This is a genomic window from Citrobacter sp. FDAARGOS_156 (assembly GCF_001559235.2).
GTDB lineage: Bacteria > Pseudomonadota > Gammaproteobacteria > Enterobacterales > Enterobacteriaceae > Citrobacter > Citrobacter youngae.
In genome coordinates, this window is the sequence record NZ_CP014030.2 from 4165964 (window position 1) to 4188001 (window position 22038).

Consider the following 22038-nt stretch of genomic DNA (forward strand, 5'->3'; position numbering starts at 1 on the left):
TGTTTTTTCTTTAGCCGCATAAAACGGCGGCTCTGGCGGGATCAATGGCGACCAGCCCAGACAACAGTGACTCCATCTCTGGCGCCAGACGCGCTTTGTCGCTTTCACTGCGATTGGCTTTTAAACGCAGAAGCTTCAGCCGTCGCGCTTTGACTTCAAACAGCAGTTCAGGCTCCCATTGTTTGAGAGTGAGAGAGTGCGCAGTCGTATTCAACTCGCCAAGCAAATGCAGCGCGAGATCGTTGCGCCCACACTGTTCCGTCAGACGGGCCATCAACAGCTGGCGTACCCAACGCTGTCGACGTGAAATAATGCCAGGTCGAGCCTGAAGCCAGGCGAGCGCTGCTTCAATGCCTTCGCTATCCGCCAGCGTCAGGGCCTCGCTTTCAAGCAGCAGGATATCGTCATCCTCCCCGACGGTAGCCGCCGCGATTTTATCCGTCTGCCAGTCGCTTTCCTGCAGCACGTCACGGGCTATCCATTCACGCGTGACGTCATCGGCAAAGGGCGTTCCGTCATTAAATGCCAGCGTTTCCAGACCCGGCATCCGATGCAGCAGCATTTTCAGATCGCTGATGATAATGGCGGCATGTTTATCCCATGGCGATCCCGCCCTGGTTAATGCCTGATGAAGGTACCACTGCACGTCCAGCCAGAAATGATTCACTCCCTCAACAAATAAGCTGTCAGTTAGCTCAATCAGTTCGGTCCAGCTTTGCTGCAAATACAGACGCTTGAGCTGGGCGCGGTAATCACTCTTAGGTGGCACCAGCCGTGTACGCCCGGCGCCATCTGGCGGTGGAAGCTGGCTAACCGTATCGAGCCGCACGCTTTTCATCAAATGATGCGCCGCCAGCCAGCCGTCCGGCTGATCGCTCAGGTATTTCGCCAACACCCGTGCCTGCTCCAGCAGCTCCCGGCCAGAGGCAATACTTTTGAGGACGGGAGTTTCTGCGCTATGCCGACCGGTTTGCGGACTGACATTTTGCGGAACCAGCGCCTGAGCGCCGCCAGACTGTGCCAGACGATTCTCCAGCGCGCTATACAGCGCCCCAAGCCCTGGACGAATGCTCTCTTCTTGCTGAACAAACTGCTGCTCCAGCAGCATCAGCGCACCGGCGATCCGCTGCGCGTCAGGTCGTGAAACTTCGGGGAAACGTGTCAGACTATCCAGCATCCGCCCGCCGGCCAGCCATTCCAGCGCGGCCTTATGGCTGTTGGCTCTTAAGGGATGGAGAGAATTGCCATACTGCTGCATCAGGCCAGCCAACAAAATCAGACCATCGGCCAGGCCGGACTCACCATCCTGATGCAAACGCGCCCAAGTGTAGTAGGTGACAACACGGACATCCTTACAGGTGTGGATCAGCAGTTTTTCCGCAAGCTCAACGATGAGATCCGTTTGTGCGCCTGAAAGTTTATTCACCTCCTCTCGCATGCGCTGAAAATCATCGTCATAGCCGGGATCTTCCCCGCCCGGGTTGGTTGCGGAAACGGGCAATAACCAGTTTTGCCACAGCGCAATTTGCGTTTGCGCCTGTTCCATTAGCTGCTGTTGTTCATCTGGCGAAGCTGTGCTGGCAGCCAGTAGACGTTTCAAAGCGCTCATTCTTCTTCCTCAGAGGGGGACTGGCTGACAACAAAAATTGCTTCTGGTAGTTCAAAGTCGCGGAGTTTGAGTAATGCGAGCGGGCCTTCACCCGCTTCCGTTCGCAGGGTGTAGTTCAGCGGCAATCCATCCTGAGCAGTCCAGCGCAGGTTAAAACCGCTGCTCACGCCAGCGTTGTCGGTTACCTCCGCTTTCTCAAGCAGTCTTATCCACCCCCAGGTACCGGGGTTATCTGAGTAGATTCGGGCTCCCGTATTTGTACTCACCCAGCTTAGGGTTGCCCCTGACGCTTGCGTATCGGCTGGCCAGACAACGTTTTTCCACGCTGGCATCTGATTAACGTAGGTGAGTTTCTGCCCATCCAGCACGAGATCGGTTTGCATCACATCCCGCGCCGTTCCAGGACGCAGTTCAAAACGCATCCCGGCTTCTCCACGAATAAATGCGACATCCGCAATCTGACTGAGCTGGTCCATCGCCTCGAGGAACGCCGGATTAAACTCCAGCCCCTGCGCATTCACCGTGTCAGCAACCCAGTGACTTCCCTGTTTATGCAATACGCCGCTTAAATGACTTTCGAGAAAATGCGGGATCCGGCCATTATCGCTTCGCAGATATTGCGCCAGCAGCGGCAGAGAAGCCTCGCTACCGACATCGCGAAACGGATAACGTCCGCCGAATGCGCTGTTCCAGTCATTCACAATCAGCGCCTTCCATTGCGCATTCAGGCCCGCCGCGGTTGGTTGCAACACCTGCTGCCATGACTGCTCCAGCGGCTGAACAAACATACTTTGACCAAATCCACTCCATGCTTGCCCCAGACTGGCCGCCACCAGATTGCCATAGTCACGCGTGGTGGTGAGATCGACGGTTTTGCCCTGAAACACCGTTTGCGCCAGGGCCTGACTCATTCCCTGCGGATCGGCAGCGTTAGTAATCTGCTGGAGTTTCAGCCTGACCTGCGTTACCCGGGTCAGGTAGGTTTGCAGACTAAGGTGGCTGATATCCTGGCCAGCCGATTGTTCATCCATCAATGCCAGGATTGGCGAGAAGGTACCCGCCATAGGGCCTTCTTCTCGCGCATGCTGGTCAATAGTCTGATTTTCTTTAGTGTTAAACAGATCCTTTGCCGACTTCACCAGTGAGTCCGACAGCGCTTCACCGGTTAACCCTGTGCGTCCCTGAACGGCGAGCGTATTCATTAGCGCAACCAGAGGAGACTGACGGATATCTGCAATCAACGTGAGTTGATCGATAGCATCACTTAGCGTTTGGGTGCGCTGCCAGCGAATACTGTTGAGAAAATCCAGCCAGGTGTCGGCAAAATCCGTGAAGTAACGCTCGCTAAGACGCGCCTTTAAGGCCTGTGGAGAGAGAGGGTCGCTTGCAGAATGCGTATCATCCCCCAGTACCTGATCCATTTCTTCCCGGCGGTTGTTGACGATTTTCTCTATGGCGGGCAAAACCTCCTCTTCCCAGGCTTTGCGGGTATATACGCCAGCAACCGAACTGCGGGTATAAAATACGTGGTCTGCCCGGGTATCGCCGGTCATGTCTTCCAGACGAAGTTCGGTGTAATGCGGCGTTACCTGTTCAATGATTTTCTGATACAGAGCGGCTTCGCCATTGCGGATCCCCATCTGACGAATTAACAGCGTTCGCGCCTGGCTAATAAGATTTTTATCCGCTGTTATTTTCCATTCAGGATGCGCCTGAAGGTTTTCGCCCCAGAACTGCCAGAGTCCTGGCCCAACGCCCTGCCATGATGCGCGCGAAATACCCGCTCTCTCCGGCCAGTCTTGCATCAGAGCCTGACTAAAAAATGAGGCCTCCATCTGCTCAGGCCGGGAGAGCATCAGATACATTTTCAGCTGATTGTAGGCGATCTTTGCCTGGGCGGAAAACTGCGGACTGTCTGGAGCCAGTCGGGTTAACGCCGTTAATTCCTGAGTGAGATGTTGCGCGGCTTCATCACGCAGGAGCGGAATAGCGATACGCGTATAACGTGGCAATAGCGCATCCAACAGAGCATCATTTTGGCTTAAGCCGAAGCGGTAGTACCACGGCGCCCCATTCAGCTGACGCCAGCGAAGCATGCCTGGGGTTTGCTGAAGCGCGGACAGCGCCGTAAGACGCTCGGCGAGCGGTTCATCCGCACCACCTGCCAGTCTCGCCTGATCCAGACTTTCGCCGATCAGATTGCGATTCGCAAGAAAAGATACCACCATTCCTGCGCCCCATAGCAGCATCAAACCAGCGGTACCGACTGCCAGCACACGCATCCCTGAACGGCCTGTGCGCTGTGCCCTAAGTTCAGCAGGTAACGCAGGGAGCGAATCAAACAGCGCGCGCCAGCGCTCATCACATGCCCAGGCATGCGCCACGCGCGGTGAAGTACTTTCCACATGCTGGCTCAAGACTACCGCCGCCAGCGGCAGAGGCCGATGCAGGCTGAAAAAAGCAGATAACGCGTCGCTGATGGCTTCTGCGTTTTGCGTGAACGCATTCGCCATTTTCAGTAAGAAGTTATCGTGGATATTGCGCGTAACCTGCTGCGAACCCTGTTCCGCCAACTGCATTACCAGAGCGGCCAGCTGCGAACGGCATAACGCCGTTGTACATCCTGCAGGGAAAAAACACGTCGCAGACTGGGCCATCGCGGCATTCAGAACGGATTGAGCGCCATGCAGCGACCAGAGGTATAACGGCACTCGCCAGCGAAGCGTGGTAAATACAGCCTGAAGATGGCGGGCAGCATTATCTATTTGTTCTGCGGTTAAAGAGACAACAGGTGCCGATTGAACCAATGAATCCTGGTGCTGAAAAGTGGGGGTTACCCATACAATCCCATCCAGCGGGCGTCGATGCAGCTTGCGTATCGCATCAAACAACGAAACATCTGGCGGTTCAGTGAGCGTACCTCCCCAGATTAACACCACGCCATCCCCTTCAACCCAGCGCAGAGAGGTGAGTTTTGGTACCAGTAGCTCAACCTGAATGACATCCCCCATCACCAGCAGAATACGGGTTTTGGCGCGCCAGCAATGGCCGTAACTCTGACGAAGATATGTGAGTACATGATTTAAAATTTCAGCACGACTATTTTTAATATCTTTCTTTGATTTATTTCCTGAAATACCAAAACCAGATAACAGATTAAAACGCTGAAAGTAACTTTTTGAAATAATTATTTGCCATAAACGAACAATTGCATCATCAAAAAGTAATATTGTGATACATACGCCAGCAATTGCCAGTGACGCATTTTGTTTTTTCTCCATAGTCGGAATATGAATCAATGGGTTTTCTACCCAGATGAAAAATCCCCCTATAATTATTATCAGCATAACAATAAACCATGTACTTACACGCTTATTATTTTTCACATCATCCTCCTTCATCAAGGTTATACCGGATGAACAATAAGCATATGAGTGGTTTTATCATTAATTAATAGCCATTGTGCCATATTTGATTTAGCCGCATGTTCATTAGCACAAATTAAAATGACATTTCCTACTACAGAATTCAGCCTGCCAAATGTATCATCCAACACGAAATCTCCTTTTTTCGATAACATATATCCAGATTGTTCCATTGACTGGAGTACCAGCGCCAGTGTTTCGCTTTGTATCTGGCTACGCCAAAAAAACCACGGCAGGTCAGCCGTTATATTCCCCCATAATGTCACGGTTGTTACTGATTCCACAGCCTCGTCCATAACTACCGGACGATGTATCCATGACTGCGGTGTTACATGATGGTGAGTTAACCAATCAGGTGAGGCCAACAATATAGCAGATACCGATTCAACCTGCTGGTCTCGTGGTTCAAGGAACAAATTAATCTCAATAGAAAGAATTAATATCGCCTCCTGACAATCCAGACAGTTATCAATCCACATTATACCGTCACTTTCTGTACAGATAGTCAGATTTTGGTCATCAAAAGATAATGAACAGACCCGACGCCAAACGGTATTAATCGTTTCATTCTTGAGCGTGCCATCGTGTTGAATACGGACATGGAGGTTTCCAGAAAATTTCTCTAATTCAGGTTGTAACTGTCGGATAATATCCGTCAGTAATTGTTCCATGCGTAGCAGATAACCGTCCTCACTCATATTGGTAAGTTGTAGGGAGATTAGTGCAGTACTTAACATCCTCTGGTATTGAGGGTAAAAAAATGGTTGAAGTTCACTCCCCCCTTGTAAAAGCGCTGCTGCCAGTTTATTTCTGGCGACTGGAGTAATATATGCTGTTGCCAACACCCCCATAGCCAATTTTCCTAAAGCAACCTGCTCATCGTATTGCTGCTGGTGTAAATGATTCCACCAAATGACACGATCGCGTTCATTTTCATAACGTCGCAATTGAAAAATATAACCCATAAAACCAATTAAAAAAGGAATAAAAAAAGAGCAAAACCAAAACCAGATTGTATGTGTAGGTTCATTTTCACGCCAAAATGAGAATACTAATATTGCTCCCAAAAAAACACAGAGAAGTATAGTAGTTAACCAACGAAATTTATCTGGGGGGACTGGTAATTCGGCTTTCTCAGGGATCTTTTTAAGATCGATTGGCATATATTACAGCCTTCCAGCAATAGGTAATGAGGAAATCAATGTACAACCGCATCCACAACGGTGGCCATGGAGAGCGATAGGCTTACCATTAATTCTGGAACCGAAATCTCCTTCAATTATAATTGTTTCGCCATGTATTGGGCAGAAAACTTTATCCAGCATACAAGAAACCGGCAATCCCATAAAAATAACGCCAGAACTCCCTTCAAGGACAATACCGCCATGAGTCGTTTTATCTGAAAGACGAATAACACCAAGCATATTTTACCCTCTTTATTTTGAACAAAACTATCCGATATCAACTGATAACATCTTCCATATACTCTCTTCCTGGATCATGACAATAGTAATATCGAATACATTACCATCGTTAAATTTAACACTTCCTGAAAGTACACCTCTGTTACCTTCAACGGAGATATTATTAAAACTATAATCCTCTATATTTTCAAATTTATAAGATTTCATTGCCAACTTAAAATCTTCACTTGTGATTTTCTCGCGCATCTCACTCGCAGTTTGTGCATAGGCTAAGATATAGGAATTGTCACGTAACAAATCTATTTCCGCTCTTGCTGCCTCCTTAACGCCGGTCGTCATAAAAAATATGAAGGAAACAATAGATATTGTAAGAATAGCGACAAATGCCAGACAGACAAAAACCTTCCATTTTGCTGATCTCTTCTTCCCAGCAGAAAAAGTTGATTTTACACGCCAGCCGGATTCTTTTACGACATTAAAAAGAGGAGCGGTAACACTGGATGATTCAAAATCGTAACTGTATATCTTTCCTACCTTGCCATTTTCTTTTAATCCCCAGGCACCTCCTAATTTGAATTCTTTTCTTCTCCCTAACTGAAATTCCTTTTTAAAACCAATTCTTTCTGGCCCAACTTCCCATTCAGCACTGGTTGATTTCTCCTGATAACCCACCTGTTTACCAACATCATCAAACACCAGTCGAATCTGAAAACTTTCTTTTAACCCTCCGGTATCATAGATATTTGACCAGTTAGCATCGACATAATTATAAATAACAATAAGGTCATCACTATCCTCCTGTATTGTAAATGGAATATCTTGACATTCATTTAAATCCAACAATCGTTTTTTTAAGGAAATTAGGGTACAAGACCCCGTTGATGATGTAGACATATTTTGAGGCATAATTCTCTCTTCTCAATTAATAAATAACAGTAAACGTTTATTTCACCGCCTCCGCAGCGTTCACCGTACAGCGTACGGTGGTGCCATCGGGAAAATAGTTATCCTTGATGGCATAGCCGCGAAAAAAGGTCAGGCCCACATCAAACCCGGGAGAAGGATTGTCACCTCCGCGGCGAACCTTCATATATTGCCCATTATCGTCATCCAGGATGACGCCCTTCTCCGGGCCCTGCGGATCCTGGCGCGGAGATTTCGCGTAATAGTCCGGGTCATACCAGTCGCTCACCCACTCGTAGCCGTTCTCTGCCATGCCGTACAGCCCGCCGGGGGTCGGCGGATAGCGATCGACGGCATAACGCACTAAGAAACTTTCCACGCCAGTGGCCTCTTCCGTAGCCTGCCGGTCCTCGCTGGTGGCGTAGTTTTCACCGCGACCGGTTTTCTCATCTTCACGCCAGTCGCCGTCATCCGTTGCCACCAGAATATACTGACCCCGGTCACGCGCCGCATACTCCCACTGCGCTTCCGTCGGCAGGGAAAACGGCAGCCCCGTCTTCTTTTTCAGCCAGCGGCAGTAATTATCGGCCTCTGTCCATGACACCACCGCCGGACTGTTTTTAAAATGGGTCATGTCCGCCAGCGTTTTATTCCGCCATTCTTTATCAAACTGCTGGGCTGGTAATCCCGCCATTTTGAGATAAAAGGCGTAATCCTCATGGGTCACCTTGAAACGACCGATGGAATAGCTGCTCAGCGCCACTTCATGCACGGGTTTGGTATCTTTTTCCGAAGAACAGCGCGCCCCCTCACCGTGCGTGCGGGAGCAAAAATCCCCCATCCAGAACGTGCCGCCCGGAATAAACACCAGATCGCCGGTGATGCGTTGCAGGTAGTGTGCTAATTCAGCGTTATCCTGCGCCGCAGGCTCCGGTTTATCGCAACCGCTCAGCAACAGCAACAACGCCAGGCTATATTTTCCAACCTTCATTTCACCGCCTCCGCAGCGTTCACCGCACAGCGGACGGTGGTGCCATCGGGGTAAGGCTTGTCCTTGATGGCATAGCCGCGAAAAAAGGTCAGGCCCACATCAAACCCGGGAGAAGGATTGTCACCTCCGCGGCGGACCTTCAGGTATTGCCCAGTTTTTTTATTTTTGATGACCGGTGTTTCCGGGCCCTGCGGATCCTGGCGCGGAGATTTCGCGTAATAGTCCGGGTCATACCAGTCGCTCACCCACTCGTAGCCGTTCTCTGCCATGCCGTACAGCCCGCCGGGGGTCGGCGGATAGCGATCGACGGCATAACGCACCAAGGAACTTTCCACGCCGGTCGCCTCTTCCGTAGCCTGCCGGTCCTCGCTGGTGGCGTAGTTTTCCCCCCGCCCGGTTTTCTCATCCTCACGCCAGTCGCCGTCATCCGTTGCCACCAGAATATACTGACCCCGGTCACGCGCCGCGTACTCCCACTGCGCTTCCGTCGGCAGGGAAAACGGCAGCCCCGTCTTCTTTTTCAGCCAGCGGCAGTAATTCTCGGCCTCAGTCCATGACACCACCGCCGGACTGTTTTTAAAATGGGTCATGTCCGCCAGGATTTTATTCCGCCATTCTTTATCAAACTGCTGGGCAGGTAATCCCGCCATTTTCAGATAAAAAGCGTAATCCTCATGGGTCACCTTGAAACGACCGATGGAATAGCTGTTCAGCGTCACTTCATGCACGGGTTTGGTATCTTTTTCCGGTGAACATCGCGCCCCCTCACCGTGCGTGCGGGAGCAAAAATCCCCCATCCAGAACGTGCCGCCCGGAATAAACACCAGATCGCCGGTGATGCGTTGCAGATAGCGTGCTAATTCAGGGTTATCCTGCACCGCCGGTTCAGGTTTATCGCAACCGCTCAGCAACAGCAACAACAACGATGCCAGGCTATATTTATAAATTCGTTTTTTTTCCATTAATCGTTACTCTCCCATTTTTGCTGATACTGAGGATCAACCGGCACAAAATGACACAGTGACCTATAAAATGGATTATCATCACAATGTAATTTGTATTGTTTGCTGCAATTTGGCGAAAAAGAATAACCGTAGGTTGGTTTTTCCTTTAAACGCGACACCAGTTCATCTAAATCTCGCAGTTCTAGTTTGTCGATGATATTATCCAGCTCGTCATCACTATCAATGCCCGTCTGCAGGAATATCCGGATATTCTTTTGCGCCATTTTAACAATCGCGTCCTCATTACCGGGGTACACCGTTCCCGTTGCGGTAATACGCGTCAACACCTTTTTCCACTCCCTTTTGGTCTGAATACTGGACAAAATAAACAATACCGCTTTTTTTCGTTCATGGTTGGTATCCGGGATAAAACCATCACCCTGGTTATTGATATCAATACGGTCGTAGGCGCCATCTAAAGTCAGGAGATACAAGGCAGTACCTTTTGCCTCAGGAGAATAAAGATATACATTGCCAGGGTCGCTATTAATCTCAGCCGCAAATTTATTGCGCTTTGCCGACTGGGTTCTTGCCGTCATAATTTCTGTAAACGTTGATTTAATAAACCCAGAGAAATCTTTGAGAACATCATCAAAATCAGCCTTCATCTTATCATAATACTCTTTGTATTTTTTCTCCTTATCCATCAATAAAATATACCACAAGGCATTAAACGCCTCCTCCTCAATAATCACCCAGTGCTTATAGTCCATGCCATAGAGTTGATAGATAACCCATACGGCGAATTCCATAAACAGCTCGGGAGTAATCTCACCCTCCACAAGTCCCTTCGCGCCGGGGCCCAAACACAAACTGCCATGCATATGGAACCTGAATCTTCCTTTAACAAAGCGAACCCTAAATTCACCGCTAGCTCCAGCGCCTAACTGAACCTCGCCACCGACTTTAAGCGAACCAAAATCCTGGAAATCATTTAAATGCTCTTCTTTCTTTTTATTCTTTTCTTTTTGGTTTTGCAGTTGAATTAATTTATCCATCGCCGAGGCGTCAAGCATTAAGTCTGGTTCAAGACCCAATTTTTTTAACATGGCGGGAATTTCCGCCACCAGTGAAGTAAAGGGTTTCAGCCACTGTAATGTTCCCCCTAAACTGGCGCCAACTTTAGCACCACCAAAGGCTTCAGCTTTTACTTCCAGTCCTTTTTTCGCTTTATCTTTATTATCTTTAACTTTTACACCTTCTTTTCGTTCTGCAAATGTCGAACTTTTGGTGCGATTTCCCATTAGCAACTGTTTTTGATTGTATGTCACAAACTGCAGATTGGCTTCTATCTTGGCTGATGCGCCAACATACCCGGTCAATTGCCCTTCTATTTTTGCCCTCAGGACACCAATATTGGCTTCTTCCTTATCATTAATCATAAATTTAAGCGGCCAGCCGGTCCGGTCGGGAACAAAAAGTGTGGAGTCTACTTTTCCAGAGAAAACGGTTAACTCAGCTTGAGCCTCACCTTTTATTTTCACTTGTCCGGTGTCCGGGTTCCAACTATTAAGCGTAGAGGCATTCGCTGTCAAACGCATAAATTGAGCACCCGCGGAAACATCAATACACTCACCCGTGTGCTTATATTTTTTATCGTTCCATGCCTCGGCCCATTCAGTTAATGTATCTTCAAATTTGACGTTCGCACCGATAGTCATGGTGCGATCCATCATTTGTTTAATTTTCTCTCTGGCTGCTTTCAACTTCTCTGATAAAGATTTTATATCGATACCAATAATATTATTATCTTTATCTTTGGTGAAAATATTATCACCACTAAAATCATCCACGGAAATCACTGTGAATTTTGTTTCAAACTTCTTATAGTCTTCTTCTTTAATATATGAATAAAATCGACCAAAAGCTCGCTTCTTAATATCTTCAATGGGTATTAGCTCAACTATAGGTTTATACCCACTTTGTTCATTGAAATCCCCCAACTCCTGCTGTAGATTTTTAGTTGCCGTTTGTAGCTCACCTTCAGCCTTTGATATTTCATTTTCCAGTTCGGGCAACCTGTCCTTATTGGCAGTATCCTTTAACTGCACACCATATTTTTCAATAGCCTGAGAGTATTTATTTTTTGCAATATGTTGTTTATTTACCAGGTCGCTCAGTTTGCTCATAGCAACTTCAAACACGCTGGCATCCGCTTCATCAATAAAAATCAATTGTAATTTGTCAATCCTGAAATAGCATTGACAAGATTTGACAATCACAATTTTTACATTTGACTCAACCTTACTCGTTTGATGATCTGCTGCTGGCGTGTTTGAACCGCTCATAATCTTTTCCCTGATTATTCAGATGCATAAATTAATAAATTATCACTTCACCGGACTCGGGTGGTTCACTGCACAGCGCACGGCTTTGTCGCTTGGCCGGTATGATCTGCTTTCAGGGTCCGCTTTATAGCGCACCATGGTCAGCCCGCGCCCCGGCCCTGAGTAGTCCTGGCTGCGCAGCACCCGCGTGTAGTACCCGTCCGGGTTTTTAAATACCGGCTGCTCCGGGCCCTGCGGGTCTTTTACCGGCGAATGGCTGTAGTATTCCGGGTCATACCAGTCCTTCATCCATTCCCAGCCGTTTCCGGCCATGTCGTAAATCCCCAGCGGATTGGGGGGACGAAAATCACGTGGAAGGGGGGATAGCCACTTGAGGGTTGAGCCTGTCTTTTTGGCATACTCTTCAGTATCCAGCTCAGTGGCAATATTGATGCCCTTGCGGTTTTCTATACGTATCGTGCCGTCATCGGTGGGCGCCACCACATATTTACCCCGGCTACGCGCCGCGTATTCCCACTGCGCCTCCGTCGGCAGCGAGAACGGCAGGCCCGTTACCCCTCCCAGCCACGCACAGTACCGCTCCGCTTCGTTCCAGTCCACGCGGGCTGGCGTATCCGGGATCCGTCTCCTGTCATTCCAGTCCCTCCCGCTCAAACGCCCCTTGACCTCCCGGCCCTTCAGGCCATTCCAGGCCAGATAAAACTGGTACTGCTGGTTGCTGGTTTTAAACTTACTCAGCGAATAGCTGCTTAACTCCACCCTGTGCAAAGGCTTGCTGTCTTTATGCCCGTCGTACTGCAGTTTTTCCACGCCATATTCTTCGCCAAAATCCCCCATCAGATATTCACCGCCTTCCACAAATACCTGCTCTGACTTTATCTGCGCCACAAACTCCTGCAGCCGGGCCTGGTCTTCCGCACTGTGCAGGGGTTTGACTGAGGCGGGGTTTTGATCGCAGCCAGCTGCTGCGACTATCGCAATGGCGCACAGCCACAACCTGTCGTTTTTCATTATCACAGACCTCACTTCACCGGACTCGGGTGGTTAACGGCGCAGCGCACGGTTTTGTCGGTTGGCAGATATGGTCTGCTTTCAGGGTCCGCTTTATAGCGCACCATCGTCAGTCCGCGCCCCGGCCCTGAGAAGTCCTGGCTGCGCAGCACCCGCGTGTAGTACCCGTCCGGGTCTTTAAATACCGGCAGCTCCGGGCCCTGCGGGTCTTTTACCGGCGAATGGCTGTAGTATTCCGGGTCATACCAGTCCTTCATCCATTCCCAGCCGTTTCCGGCCATGTCGTAAATCCCCAGCGGATTGGGGGGACGAAAATCACGTGGAAGGGGGGATAGCCACTTGAGGGTTGAGCCTGTCTTTTTGGCATACTCTTCAGTATCCAGCTCAGTGGCAATATTGATGCCCTTGCGGTTTTCTATACGTATCGTGCCGTCATCGGTGGGCGCCACCACATATTTACCCCGGCTACGCGCCGCGTATTCCCACTGCGCTTCCGTCGGCAGCGAGAACGGCAGACCCGTCACCTCTCCCAGCCAGGCGCAGTACTGCTCCGCTTCGTTCCAGTCCACATGCGCAGGTGCATCCGGGGTTCGTCCTTTTTCTCTCCATCGTTTTAATAGTCGTTCATCCACTTTTCTCCCGGAGAGGCCATTCCAGGCCAGATAAAACTGGTACTGCTGGTTGCTGGCTTTGAACTTACTCAGCGAATAGCTGCTTAACTCCACCCTGTGCAACGGCTTGCTGTCTTTACGCCCGTCGTATTGCAGCCTTTCCACGCCATATTCTTCGCCAAAATCCCCCATCAGGTATTCACCGCCTTCCACAAATACCTGCTCTGACTTTATCTGCGCCACAAATTCCTGCAGCCGGGCCTGGTCTTCCGCGCTGTGCATGGGTTTGACTGAGGCGGGGTTTTGATCGCAGCCAGCCACCACGCTGACTGCCAGACTCAGGAGTAATAACGGATATTTTATCTTCATGACCATTCCTCGGAATTTGCGCCAGACAGCGGTGAAAATGTTCCCATACGCGGATAAAAGGGGTTATCCGCCGTCGTTAAGCGATACGCAGTGGTATTGTTCATCGTCAGGGCATATCCCCAGGCAGGCGTCGTTCTTAATCTTTTATAGATAAGATCCATTTCACTGACTTTATCGAAACCTTCCTGGAGAAAACGCCTTACCGCGTTCATTGAATTTTGCGCCACCATATATTTCAAAGCAGAGTTACCCTCTGCCATGTCACTTCCACTGGCATTAAATCGGCTAAATATCTGGAACCACTCCCGCTGTGTCTGAATGGATTGCAACACAACAATAATCGCCTGCTTGCGCTCTGGATAAATATCGATGAGATAATCACCGCGATTATCAAAATCAACATGATCTGCGGTGCCGTGACGGGTAAGCAGGTAGAGTAATATTCCTTTGGCCTCAGGGGTGCGCATCAGAAGTAAATCGGGGCTCTTAATAATATTTGTTGCCAGCTTATTTCTTCTTTCAGACTCATCAAAGACGGATTCAAGACTTACAATATAACTTTCAAATTTCATCCCTATTTTTTCAGTTGTTTCCGTAAATGAAGACAATCCAGCTTTAATTGACTCCTCCAAATCTGAAAGCAACAAAACACTGACCTGGGTAAATGCCTCAAAAGCTTTCTGCGCCACTATTTCGAAAAAGGCGTAGTCTAATCCATAAAGCTGATAAATGAGCCATTTTGAAAATTCATAAAATTTGTCAAAATCGACTTCTGCTTCAAAACTGCCTTTTGCCCCAATCCCGACACAGAGGCTGGCGGCAATTTTGAAACAAAACTTACCGTTAACAAAATCACACTGAAAAGTCCCCCCAATTCCGGCGCCGGCCATTCCTACCAGGCTTTCAGTAAACGTACAAAAATCGGCGAACTCGTTAGCTTCTTTGGCATCGTCTCCGGTCTTGCCCTGACGCACGGTAAGCTCCGGCGGCTGCAGCCACTGTACTCCACCTGCGAGCTTGAGTTCTGCGCGCGCGCCGCCAAACGCTTCTGCGCTCACTTTGGCGCCATCTTCGTTTTCCTCTCTGGCCCTATGGAAGGTTGCACCGTTCACATGCCGTTCACTAAATCTCGGTAGACGCCCGGCGCTGTTACCCATAATCATTTGCTTACCGCCATAGGTGGTAATCTGCAACTGCGCTTCAGCCTGGGCAGAGGCCCCCACAAAGCCAATCAGTGAGGTTTTCAGATAGACTCTGAGCATTCCCATTTTTAATGGTTCAGTTCGATTTTCAGGTTGAAATGTCAGGCTCCAGCCAATACGATCCGGAAGATAAAATGTCGTTTCAACAATGCCAGAAGCCAGAGAAAGCGTGGCCTTGAATTCACCTTTGATAGCCAACTCGCCGGTTGCCGGATCCCATTCCGCTGAAGCCGCCAAATTAGACGAGCAGCGCATAAACTGTGCGCCAGCTGAAAAATCGATAAACTGACCAATTTCTTTATGCGAAACCAGACTGTTATTCCAGCTATCTGCCCAGTCCGTTAACGTCTCATCTATTAGCTTTTTATCGATTGGATCAAAAAGATTTATGCCTTTATTTTCAAACTCCAGATCTTTAATTTGTTTTTTTAATTTAGAAACTGAAATCCCTGTTATATTACCATTTTCTCTTTTTAGGATATTATCCGCATCAGATTGTTTAAACTTTACTTTATGTCTGACTCCCGCCCCCAAATTATCAACATATCCTTTCTTTGCAAAAGAATAGCGTTTCTTTGCGCCAGCGCCACCATTTTTTCGAGAGATGGGGATGAGTTCAACAACATCCTCATAACCTGCCCCCTCAGACGAAAATTTTCCCATAATCTTTTGTAAAGCATCTCTTTTCTCACTCAAATCAGCTTCTTTATGAGTGACATTACTCCCTTTGTCAGTAAGAGCGGAACTTTCCTCTATTTTTGAATTTAAAACGCCAAATTCCTCAACAGCTTTAGAGTATTCCTCGTTAGCCTGATGAAATTCATCAACTGCCGTCATTATTTCACTGGCATGCTCATCAAGTACTTTTGCCGCATCAGTAGTTAAAAACAATAGCTCCTGCTCTCCGGTACAATAATAGATATCACATGATTCATGTGATATCTGTACGGTGTTATTTTCTTTTTTACTTAATTGATTCTCTGCTACGGGTAATATGGATGTATCGCTCATGATACCAACCTGGTTTTATTCAAAGAATAACTTCATAGTCTGAGGTTCAAGGCCGTAATGAGATTGGGTATATCCATTCTCATCAGTCACACCACGAATAGTTTCACCACTTTCAGTTTCAATACGATATTTAATGTACGGTTTAGGCTTACCATCCCCTTTATCAACGATCTGAAAAGAACCATTCATAGGGTATTTATATTGCGGGTCAGAAACAGTCATCGGCTTAAGCGCTTTTTCCAGGATACCTACTCCGCCCCACTGGATATCAGGACTTTTTAGCTTAAGACTCCCCGGTGCGCCAAGCTCGATGGATCCATCTTTGATTTTTATATACGCTCCGCCAGTGCTGGTAAGCGTAATTCCCTGTTGGGCGTTTAAAACAATGCCACCATTAACGCTATTAATATTCATCGTTTTATCTGACTGCAATCGCATGGCATCAGTTTGTGCCTGAATATCGACCATTCCTCTGGCGGCAAAAATTTTCATCCCCATTTTTTGGGCAAACAAACTGATTGCCTCGCCAGCGGCAACGGTCAGACGTTTAAACAACGTCAGATCTGCGTTCTCACCTGTCGTTACGGTTAGAGAATGACCCGCTGTTAGCTGAATATTTTTGGGTGTGGCCGCACCTATACCAGCAGGTGCATTCAGTAACAAACCCGCCCCTTTTAGTTGCGCCAGCGTTTTCGTCAGTTCTTGCTGCGAAGCAATATCAGCATCAAGTGAACCTGATACTTTGGCGCTGTTCGCTAAAGCTGTAACCAGCTCGAGTGCATTTTGCAACTCAGCTATTGCAGCACGCATATCCAGCATCTCTCCCTGAGCCTGCGGCTGGTTATAGGCACTAATTAAAACCCCTTTCCCGCCGCGTACCGCCACCCAGTCATCTGTGCGCAGCTCGGCTCCCTCGCCCCGCAGCGCACGCTGTGCATCCACATTATGCCCCAGGTTCAGCTGCGTCTTGCCGCCGTACTCGGTGCTGAGCTTGACGTGCTCCTCGCCCCGTTTGTCTTCCATGCGCAGCTTGTTGTTCGCGGGTGTGCGAATGACGTTGCGGGTGTGGTTTGCCTGTGTCACGTGGTCAGGATGCCGGGAGTCGTGCAGCGCGTGGGCTATATAGGGCCGGTCCGGGTCACCTTCATGGAACGCCACCGCCACTTCTGTGCCCTGTATCAGCGGGAAGTGAATCCCGTAGGTGTCGCCGCCGTAGGGTTTGGCCAGGCGCAGCAGCATGCTCTCGTAACCCTGCTGTTTGCTGTCCTGGTCTGCATCGAACTTCACCCGGTACAGCCCCTCCGCCGTCTGATGCGCGTAGATATCCCCGCTCTTCGGGCTGCTGACCCGTGCCGTCAGCGTGCCGCTAACCTTCGGTCTTGCCTTCAGCGCCGGACGCCAGCACTGCGTCTCACTGTACGGCACCGCCGCCAGCGTCACCCTCAGCGCATCCTTCCTGCTGCCGCTGAAACCGGCCCGGATGACCACCACCGGCTGCTGCAGCACGCCCGGCAGCGTCGACGGCACGCTGTTGTCGGTTATCGTCAGCACCTGTCCCGGACGTAACCCCGCATCCGTGCTGAAACCCGTTATCAGCGTCTGCTCCGCCAGAAAACGCTCGTGGTCCAGTCGCGCCCAGAAGTTCCCGGTTTCCGCCGCCGGATCGAATGCATCCCCGGTTTCAAGATGGCGCGGTTTGTAGTGATACACCTCGCCATAGCGCATTTCCTCGCCTTCGCCGCCGGTGATATCCGCCCTCGCCGACTGCAGCACCTTCTGCGCTTCGCGGTGGTTATAGTCTTTTGTCGTCACTCCCGCCGGTGCCACCTGGTGCAGGATGTTCAGTCCCCAGACGGAGTCCGCCCCGCTGTCGCTCATTCCTGACGGGCTGTTCAGCGCCAGCCGTTTATCAAACACATAGGCGCTCTGCTGGTCTGCAAAATGCACCACTTCCGTCCGGGTGTCCGGCTGCAGCGTGAAGAAGTAAAATATCCCCACTTCCGCCAGCAGACGCTCAATAAACGCCAGGTCGCTCTCCTGATACTGATTTATCTGTTCACGCTTCGGATAACTCTGCGTCAGCGTGAAGTCATACTCCCAGCCATGCAGGGCGTGCTCCTGCAGAATTTCACCCACCACTTCCGGGACCGATTTGTTTATGAAAAAACGGTGCGTGCGGAACTGTTTATCCAGCAGGGAGAGATAAGGCTCAATGATGATTTCATGGCTGACCTGGTCGCGAGACCCCGTCAGACGCCGGAAATGGGTCACCACGCCGTGGACGAATTTCACGGGCAGGGCATGCAGTAATTCCCCGCCTTTCATGGTCAGCAAAGCCGGCTGGTTCAGGAACATACCGGCAGTCAGCGCTGAAGCGCTGCAGGTAAAACGGACTGAATAATGGTAACGGACGCTTAACTGCTCCAGCCCCTCAAAACGTTCCACATCCAGTTCATGCGGGCATGAAGAAACCGATAAACTGTAGCGGTTAAGCGTGGGCCCTGATGCTATTTCCATATTCATAGCGTTAACTCCGTTTAATAAACTATAATTACGCGTTTATAAACCATAATAAAAACTGAATAAAACAGTTTTCCATTAAATAAAAATCACAGATAATCATCCCAATTACTACGTACGTGAGGCCAGCCAAATTTCATCATAAAATACCCAAAAACAATCAATAAAAAACCTCCCGCGCCCCATAAATATCTAAATCCATCGTCAGAAATAAAGAAGAACCAAATAGAAAAGGCAATACCAAACATACATAAGATATTACCAGCCAGATATGAAAAATAATACATCAAATATCTGGCTATTTCTCTAAACTTCCCAAGCCGTCCAGAAAACATTGGCAAACCTCATTAAAAAAAACTAAATTTGCATTGTGAAATTCAATTGCTTTTTCAAAAGGTGAAACAAGATCTTCTATCAGAAAATAAAGCAGATCCAGGTCCCCCATATCCTTCAATTTTTGATAATGACCTGGACTCCTTGCAGCCAGATAGCGAGATGTATAGATTGCTCTGGATACTTCCGCTCCCAGCGTAAGAAGCGAGCCTATAGCAGCACCTGAAAAAAATGCCGTGACTAGCCGATTAGAAATAACAGCCCCAATTTTAACGCCAGTTAGCTCTGAGAAAATCATCCTTCCAGCACTATTTCCAGCTATTTTTTCTGCCATTAAAGCAACATCCAGTCGAGAAGAAAAATCATCAATAAAAACTCCAACAACCTGACCTACCAGCTCCTTATTAAATCCCACCTTATTAATAAGTCTGGCAAACCTGTATTTGTCATCTTGATTCGCTCTGCGATGTTCTGTGTCCATAAAATCATAGGCCAAATACCCCATACTAACAGGAAATGATATAAGCCCTTTTACCAAAGCAGCAATAAATCCAGAATCATCAACATTAATAGCTTCGAGCATATCTTTTGCAAGATCTTTAGCACCATCCATATTTAGTCCTTTAGCGCAACGCATATCCCGATACAAAATAAAACCCAGCGCTAGTCTTTTCACTGGGTTTTATTTTTCACTTGCTATCAAATATCAGTTCAATTCCCTCTTCATCACGCCAACTTAAAGTAAGTTGCAGAGGTTTTTGCTGCCGGGAAAGATATGTTAACAACTGCTGACTGAGCACTGGCAAGATTTGTTGGTTCAGCAGACTGTCGATATTCCTCGCCCCCGTATCCGGTAGCAGGCAAGCGGCTGTCAGGGCGTCAGAAAGGCTATCGGATATCGTCGTGGTGATGCCGTAGTGGCGTAATAGACGCTGGCTGACCTGCTCCAGCTTCATCTGAACAATTGTGCGTAGCGCTGGTTCACTGAGCGGGTGATAGATGATGGTCTGGAAGCGTGCCAGCAGCGCCGGCTGGAAATGTTCGCGTAAAAGTGGACGCAGCAATTCATGCAGATCGGACTCTGTCGCTTCTGGCTGTTCTTCCAGCAGCTGCATTACGGAATCGCCACCAAGATTGGAGGTCATCAAAATAACGGTATTGCGAAAATCAATTTCACGACCTTCGCCGTCACGCATGAAGCCACGGTCAAATACCTGGTAAAACAGGTTCATGACGTCGCGATGCGCTTTTTCGACTTCATCCAGCAGTACCACGCTATAGGGACGTTTTCGCACGGCTTCGGTCAGGATCCCTCCCTGACCATAACCCACGTATCCCGGAGGCGAGCCCTTGAGCTGGCTCACGGTGTGCGGCTCCTGATATTCAGACAGATTAATCGTGATCAGCGATTTTTCACCGCCAAACAGAATCTCGGCCAGCGCCAGCGCCGTCTCCGTTTTCCCGGTACCGCTTGGTCCGGTGAGTAGAAATACCCCCTGCGGGCCGTTTTCCGGCGCAAGACCCGTTTTTGATGCGCGCAGTCGTTGCGCGATGGCATTAAGCGCATAATCCTGCCCGACAACGCGTTTTCCCATCTGAGTTTCAAGCGTCAGCAAGTCTGCCTGGGAGTCCTTCATTAGTGAAGACAACGGTATACCGGTCCAGTCGGCAATCACCGTTGCGACAGTGCGCGTGTCTACATCCGGAAACAGTAAAGGATGACCCTGCTGAAGCACACTAAGCTGCTGCTGCAATTCAACCGTCTCCGCCTGACGGGAAATATCACGGCGGCTGGCCAGCAGTTGCTCAGTGAGCGCTAATTCCTGGCCATACTGGGTTTCGCGTTCATCCAGCTCGACAAGCAGACGATTTTCTTGCTGTTCAATGCTCGCCAGCCTTTCACCATGCTGACCATTTCCTAGCGCGAGATCTGCAAGCAACGCCTGCTTTTCGATTTCAAGCGCGGTGATCTCCGACCTCAAACGCGTCAGTGGTTCCGGAACGGTATCAAGGCTGATACATACTCTTGCACCTGCGGTGTCCAGCAGGTCGACGGCTTTGTCCGGCAACTGCCGCCCGGTAAGGTAGCGGCGAGAGAGCGTAACAGCGGTTTTAACCGCGTCGTCAGTGATGTGAACGCCATGGTGTTCCGCATAGCGTGATTTCAGACCGCGCAGCATCAAACAAGCAGTGTCATCATCTGGCTCATCCACTTTCACCATCTGAAAACGCCGCTCCAGCGCAGCATCACGCTCAAAATACTGTTTATATTCGCTCCATGTGGTCGCCGCGATGGTTCGTAGTTCACCTCTGGCCAAAGCGGGTTTTAGCAGGTTGGCTGCGTCAGCGCCTCCCGTCTGATTACCAGCCCCAATGATGGTATGTGCTTCATCAATAAAGAGCAGAACGGGGGTTGGCCATTGCTGAACGGCATCAATGATATTTTTTAAACGCTGTTCAAACTCTCCTTTCACCCCAGCCCCCGCTTGAAGCAGCCCAAGATCCAGCGTGCGTAACGTCACCGCTTTCAGGCTATCCGGCACGTTACCTTCCGCAATACGCAGCGCCAGCCCCTCCACCAGAGCGGTCTTGCCGACGCCGGGTTCCCCGACCAGAATGGGATTGTTTTTTCGCCGACGGGACAGCACATCCACCATTTGACGAATTTCATTATCGCGACCAAATACCGGGTCGATATCGCCGGCACGCGCTTTCGCGGTGACGTCCTGCGTAAATTTATCGAGCACGCCTTGTAATGCTGACGACAACGTCGACTGAGCCAGACCAGGACGCGATTCATCATCAGGAGAAACCTGCGCCAGAGCGGCTTCCTGCTGTCTTTCGGGACGTTCATCCGACTGGACATTTAATAGCGGCAGGAGTCGTTCCAGTTGAGTATGTCCGGCGCTCAGAAGAGGCCACAGGCCATCACACTTCAGTAATGAAGGCTTGCCTACCAGTGCCATCAGCAGATGCACACCCCGTATCTGCGAATTTTCATCCGTTGCGGCGCATAGCCACGCTTGTTGCATTAAAGAAAGAAGCGCATCAGACAACTGTGGGCGGCTTTTCACGGAACGAGGCTGAACATCCAGATGCGCCAGCAGCGACTGCCAGAGATTGTCGATATCCCATTCATAGCGACGAGCGATGACGGTAATATCGCCCTCCCCCTGCTCAAGCAACTTCAGTAGCCAGTGTTCAGGCGTGATTTCTGCATGCGCGCGCGTCTGGCATAACGATGCAGCCGCTTCAAGCGCCTGAGCACAGTAGGGATTGAGACGACGTAATAACACTGCTGACTGGTGTTCCATTTGGTTCCTGACTCCCTGCATTC

14 protein-coding genes are annotated in these 22038 nt (G+C 49.4%); all 14 read right to left on the reverse strand.

The genetic code is table 11. The features are described 5' to 3' along the window. Nucleotides 1-10 precede the first annotated feature (10 nt). On the reverse strand, nucleotides 11-1609 hold the full coding sequence (gene tssA, locus AL515_RS20485; RefSeq protein WP_061068571.1) for a type VI secretion system protein TssA: 1599 nt from the start codon (nucleotides 1607-1609) through the stop codon (nucleotides 11-13). Beyond that, nucleotides 1606-4956, reverse strand: coding sequence for an ImcF-related family protein (locus AL515_RS20490; RefSeq protein ID WP_225807920.1), 3351 nt, complete (start codon nucleotides 4954-4956; stop codon nucleotides 1606-1608). Before AL515_RS20490 ends, tssA begins: the two co-directional genes overlap by 4 nt. A gap of 59 nt (nucleotides 4957-5015) precedes the next feature. After that, the gene (locus AL515_RS20495; RefSeq protein ID WP_061068573.1) at nucleotides 5016-6197 is read right to left on the reverse strand and encodes a hypothetical protein; all 1182 of its coding nucleotides are present in this window, start codon (nucleotides 6195-6197) and stop codon (nucleotides 5016-5018) included. A 3-nt stretch (nucleotides 6198-6200) separates the two neighbouring features. Beyond that, on the reverse strand, nucleotides 6201-6458 hold the full coding sequence (locus AL515_RS20500; protein ID WP_071887387.1) for a PAAR domain-containing protein: 258 nt from the start codon (nucleotides 6456-6458) through the stop codon (nucleotides 6201-6203). Nucleotides 6459-6485: 27 nt separating this feature from the next. Continuing rightward, the gene (locus AL515_RS20505) at nucleotides 6486-7364 is read right to left on the reverse strand and encodes a hypothetical protein (RefSeq protein WP_061068574.1); all 879 of its coding nucleotides are present in this window, start codon (nucleotides 7362-7364) and stop codon (nucleotides 6486-6488) included. A gap of 37 nt (nucleotides 7365-7401) precedes the next feature. Beyond that, a complete protein-coding gene (locus AL515_RS20510) occupies nucleotides 7402-8352 on the reverse strand; it encodes a formylglycine-generating enzyme family protein (protein ID WP_061068575.1) in 951 nt (316 codons plus the stop codon). Then, nucleotides 8349-9314, reverse strand: a complete 966-nt coding sequence (locus AL515_RS20515) for a formylglycine-generating enzyme family protein (protein WP_061068576.1) — start codon at nucleotides 9312-9314, stop codon at nucleotides 8349-8351. The genes AL515_RS20510 and AL515_RS20515 overlap by 4 nt, the downstream gene beginning before the upstream one ends. Continuing rightward, nucleotides 9314-11644, reverse strand: a complete 2331-nt coding sequence (locus AL515_RS20520) for a hypothetical protein (protein WP_061068577.1) — start codon at nucleotides 11642-11644, stop codon at nucleotides 9314-9316. The genes AL515_RS20515 and AL515_RS20520 overlap by 1 nt, the downstream gene beginning before the upstream one ends. 42 nt (nucleotides 11645-11686) lie before the next feature. Then, nucleotides 11687-12655: a formylglycine-generating enzyme family protein gene (locus tag AL515_RS20525; protein ID WP_061068578.1), complete on the reverse strand. Its 969-nt coding sequence runs from the start codon at nucleotides 12653-12655 to the stop codon at nucleotides 11687-11689. An 11-nt stretch (nucleotides 12656-12666) separates the two neighbouring features. Next, a complete protein-coding gene (locus tag AL515_RS20530) occupies nucleotides 12667-13635 on the reverse strand; it encodes a formylglycine-generating enzyme family protein (protein ID WP_061068579.1) in 969 nt (322 codons plus the stop codon). After that, nucleotides 13632-15848, reverse strand: coding sequence for a hypothetical protein (locus AL515_RS20535; protein WP_061068580.1), 2217 nt, complete (start codon nucleotides 15846-15848; stop codon nucleotides 13632-13634). The genes AL515_RS20530 and AL515_RS20535 overlap by 4 nt, the downstream gene beginning before the upstream one ends. Nucleotides 15849-15863: 15 nt before the next feature. Then, nucleotides 15864-18371, reverse strand: coding sequence for a type VI secretion system Vgr family protein (locus tag AL515_RS20540; protein WP_061068581.1), 2508 nt, complete (start codon nucleotides 18369-18371; stop codon nucleotides 15864-15866). Nucleotides 18372-18666: 295 nt separating this feature from the next. Next, nucleotides 18667-19314 carry a hypothetical protein gene (locus tag AL515_RS20550; RefSeq protein WP_061068582.1) on the reverse strand — a complete coding sequence of 216 codons (648 nt, stop codon included), beginning with the start codon at nucleotides 19312-19314 and terminating at the stop codon, nucleotides 18667-18669. Nucleotides 19315-19390: 76 nt separating this feature from the next. Further along, entirely contained in the window at nucleotides 19391-22015 is a 2625-nt protein-coding gene (tssH, locus tag AL515_RS20555) for a type VI secretion system ATPase TssH (RefSeq protein WP_061068583.1), read from the reverse strand. Nucleotides 22016-22038 lie beyond the last annotated feature (23 nt).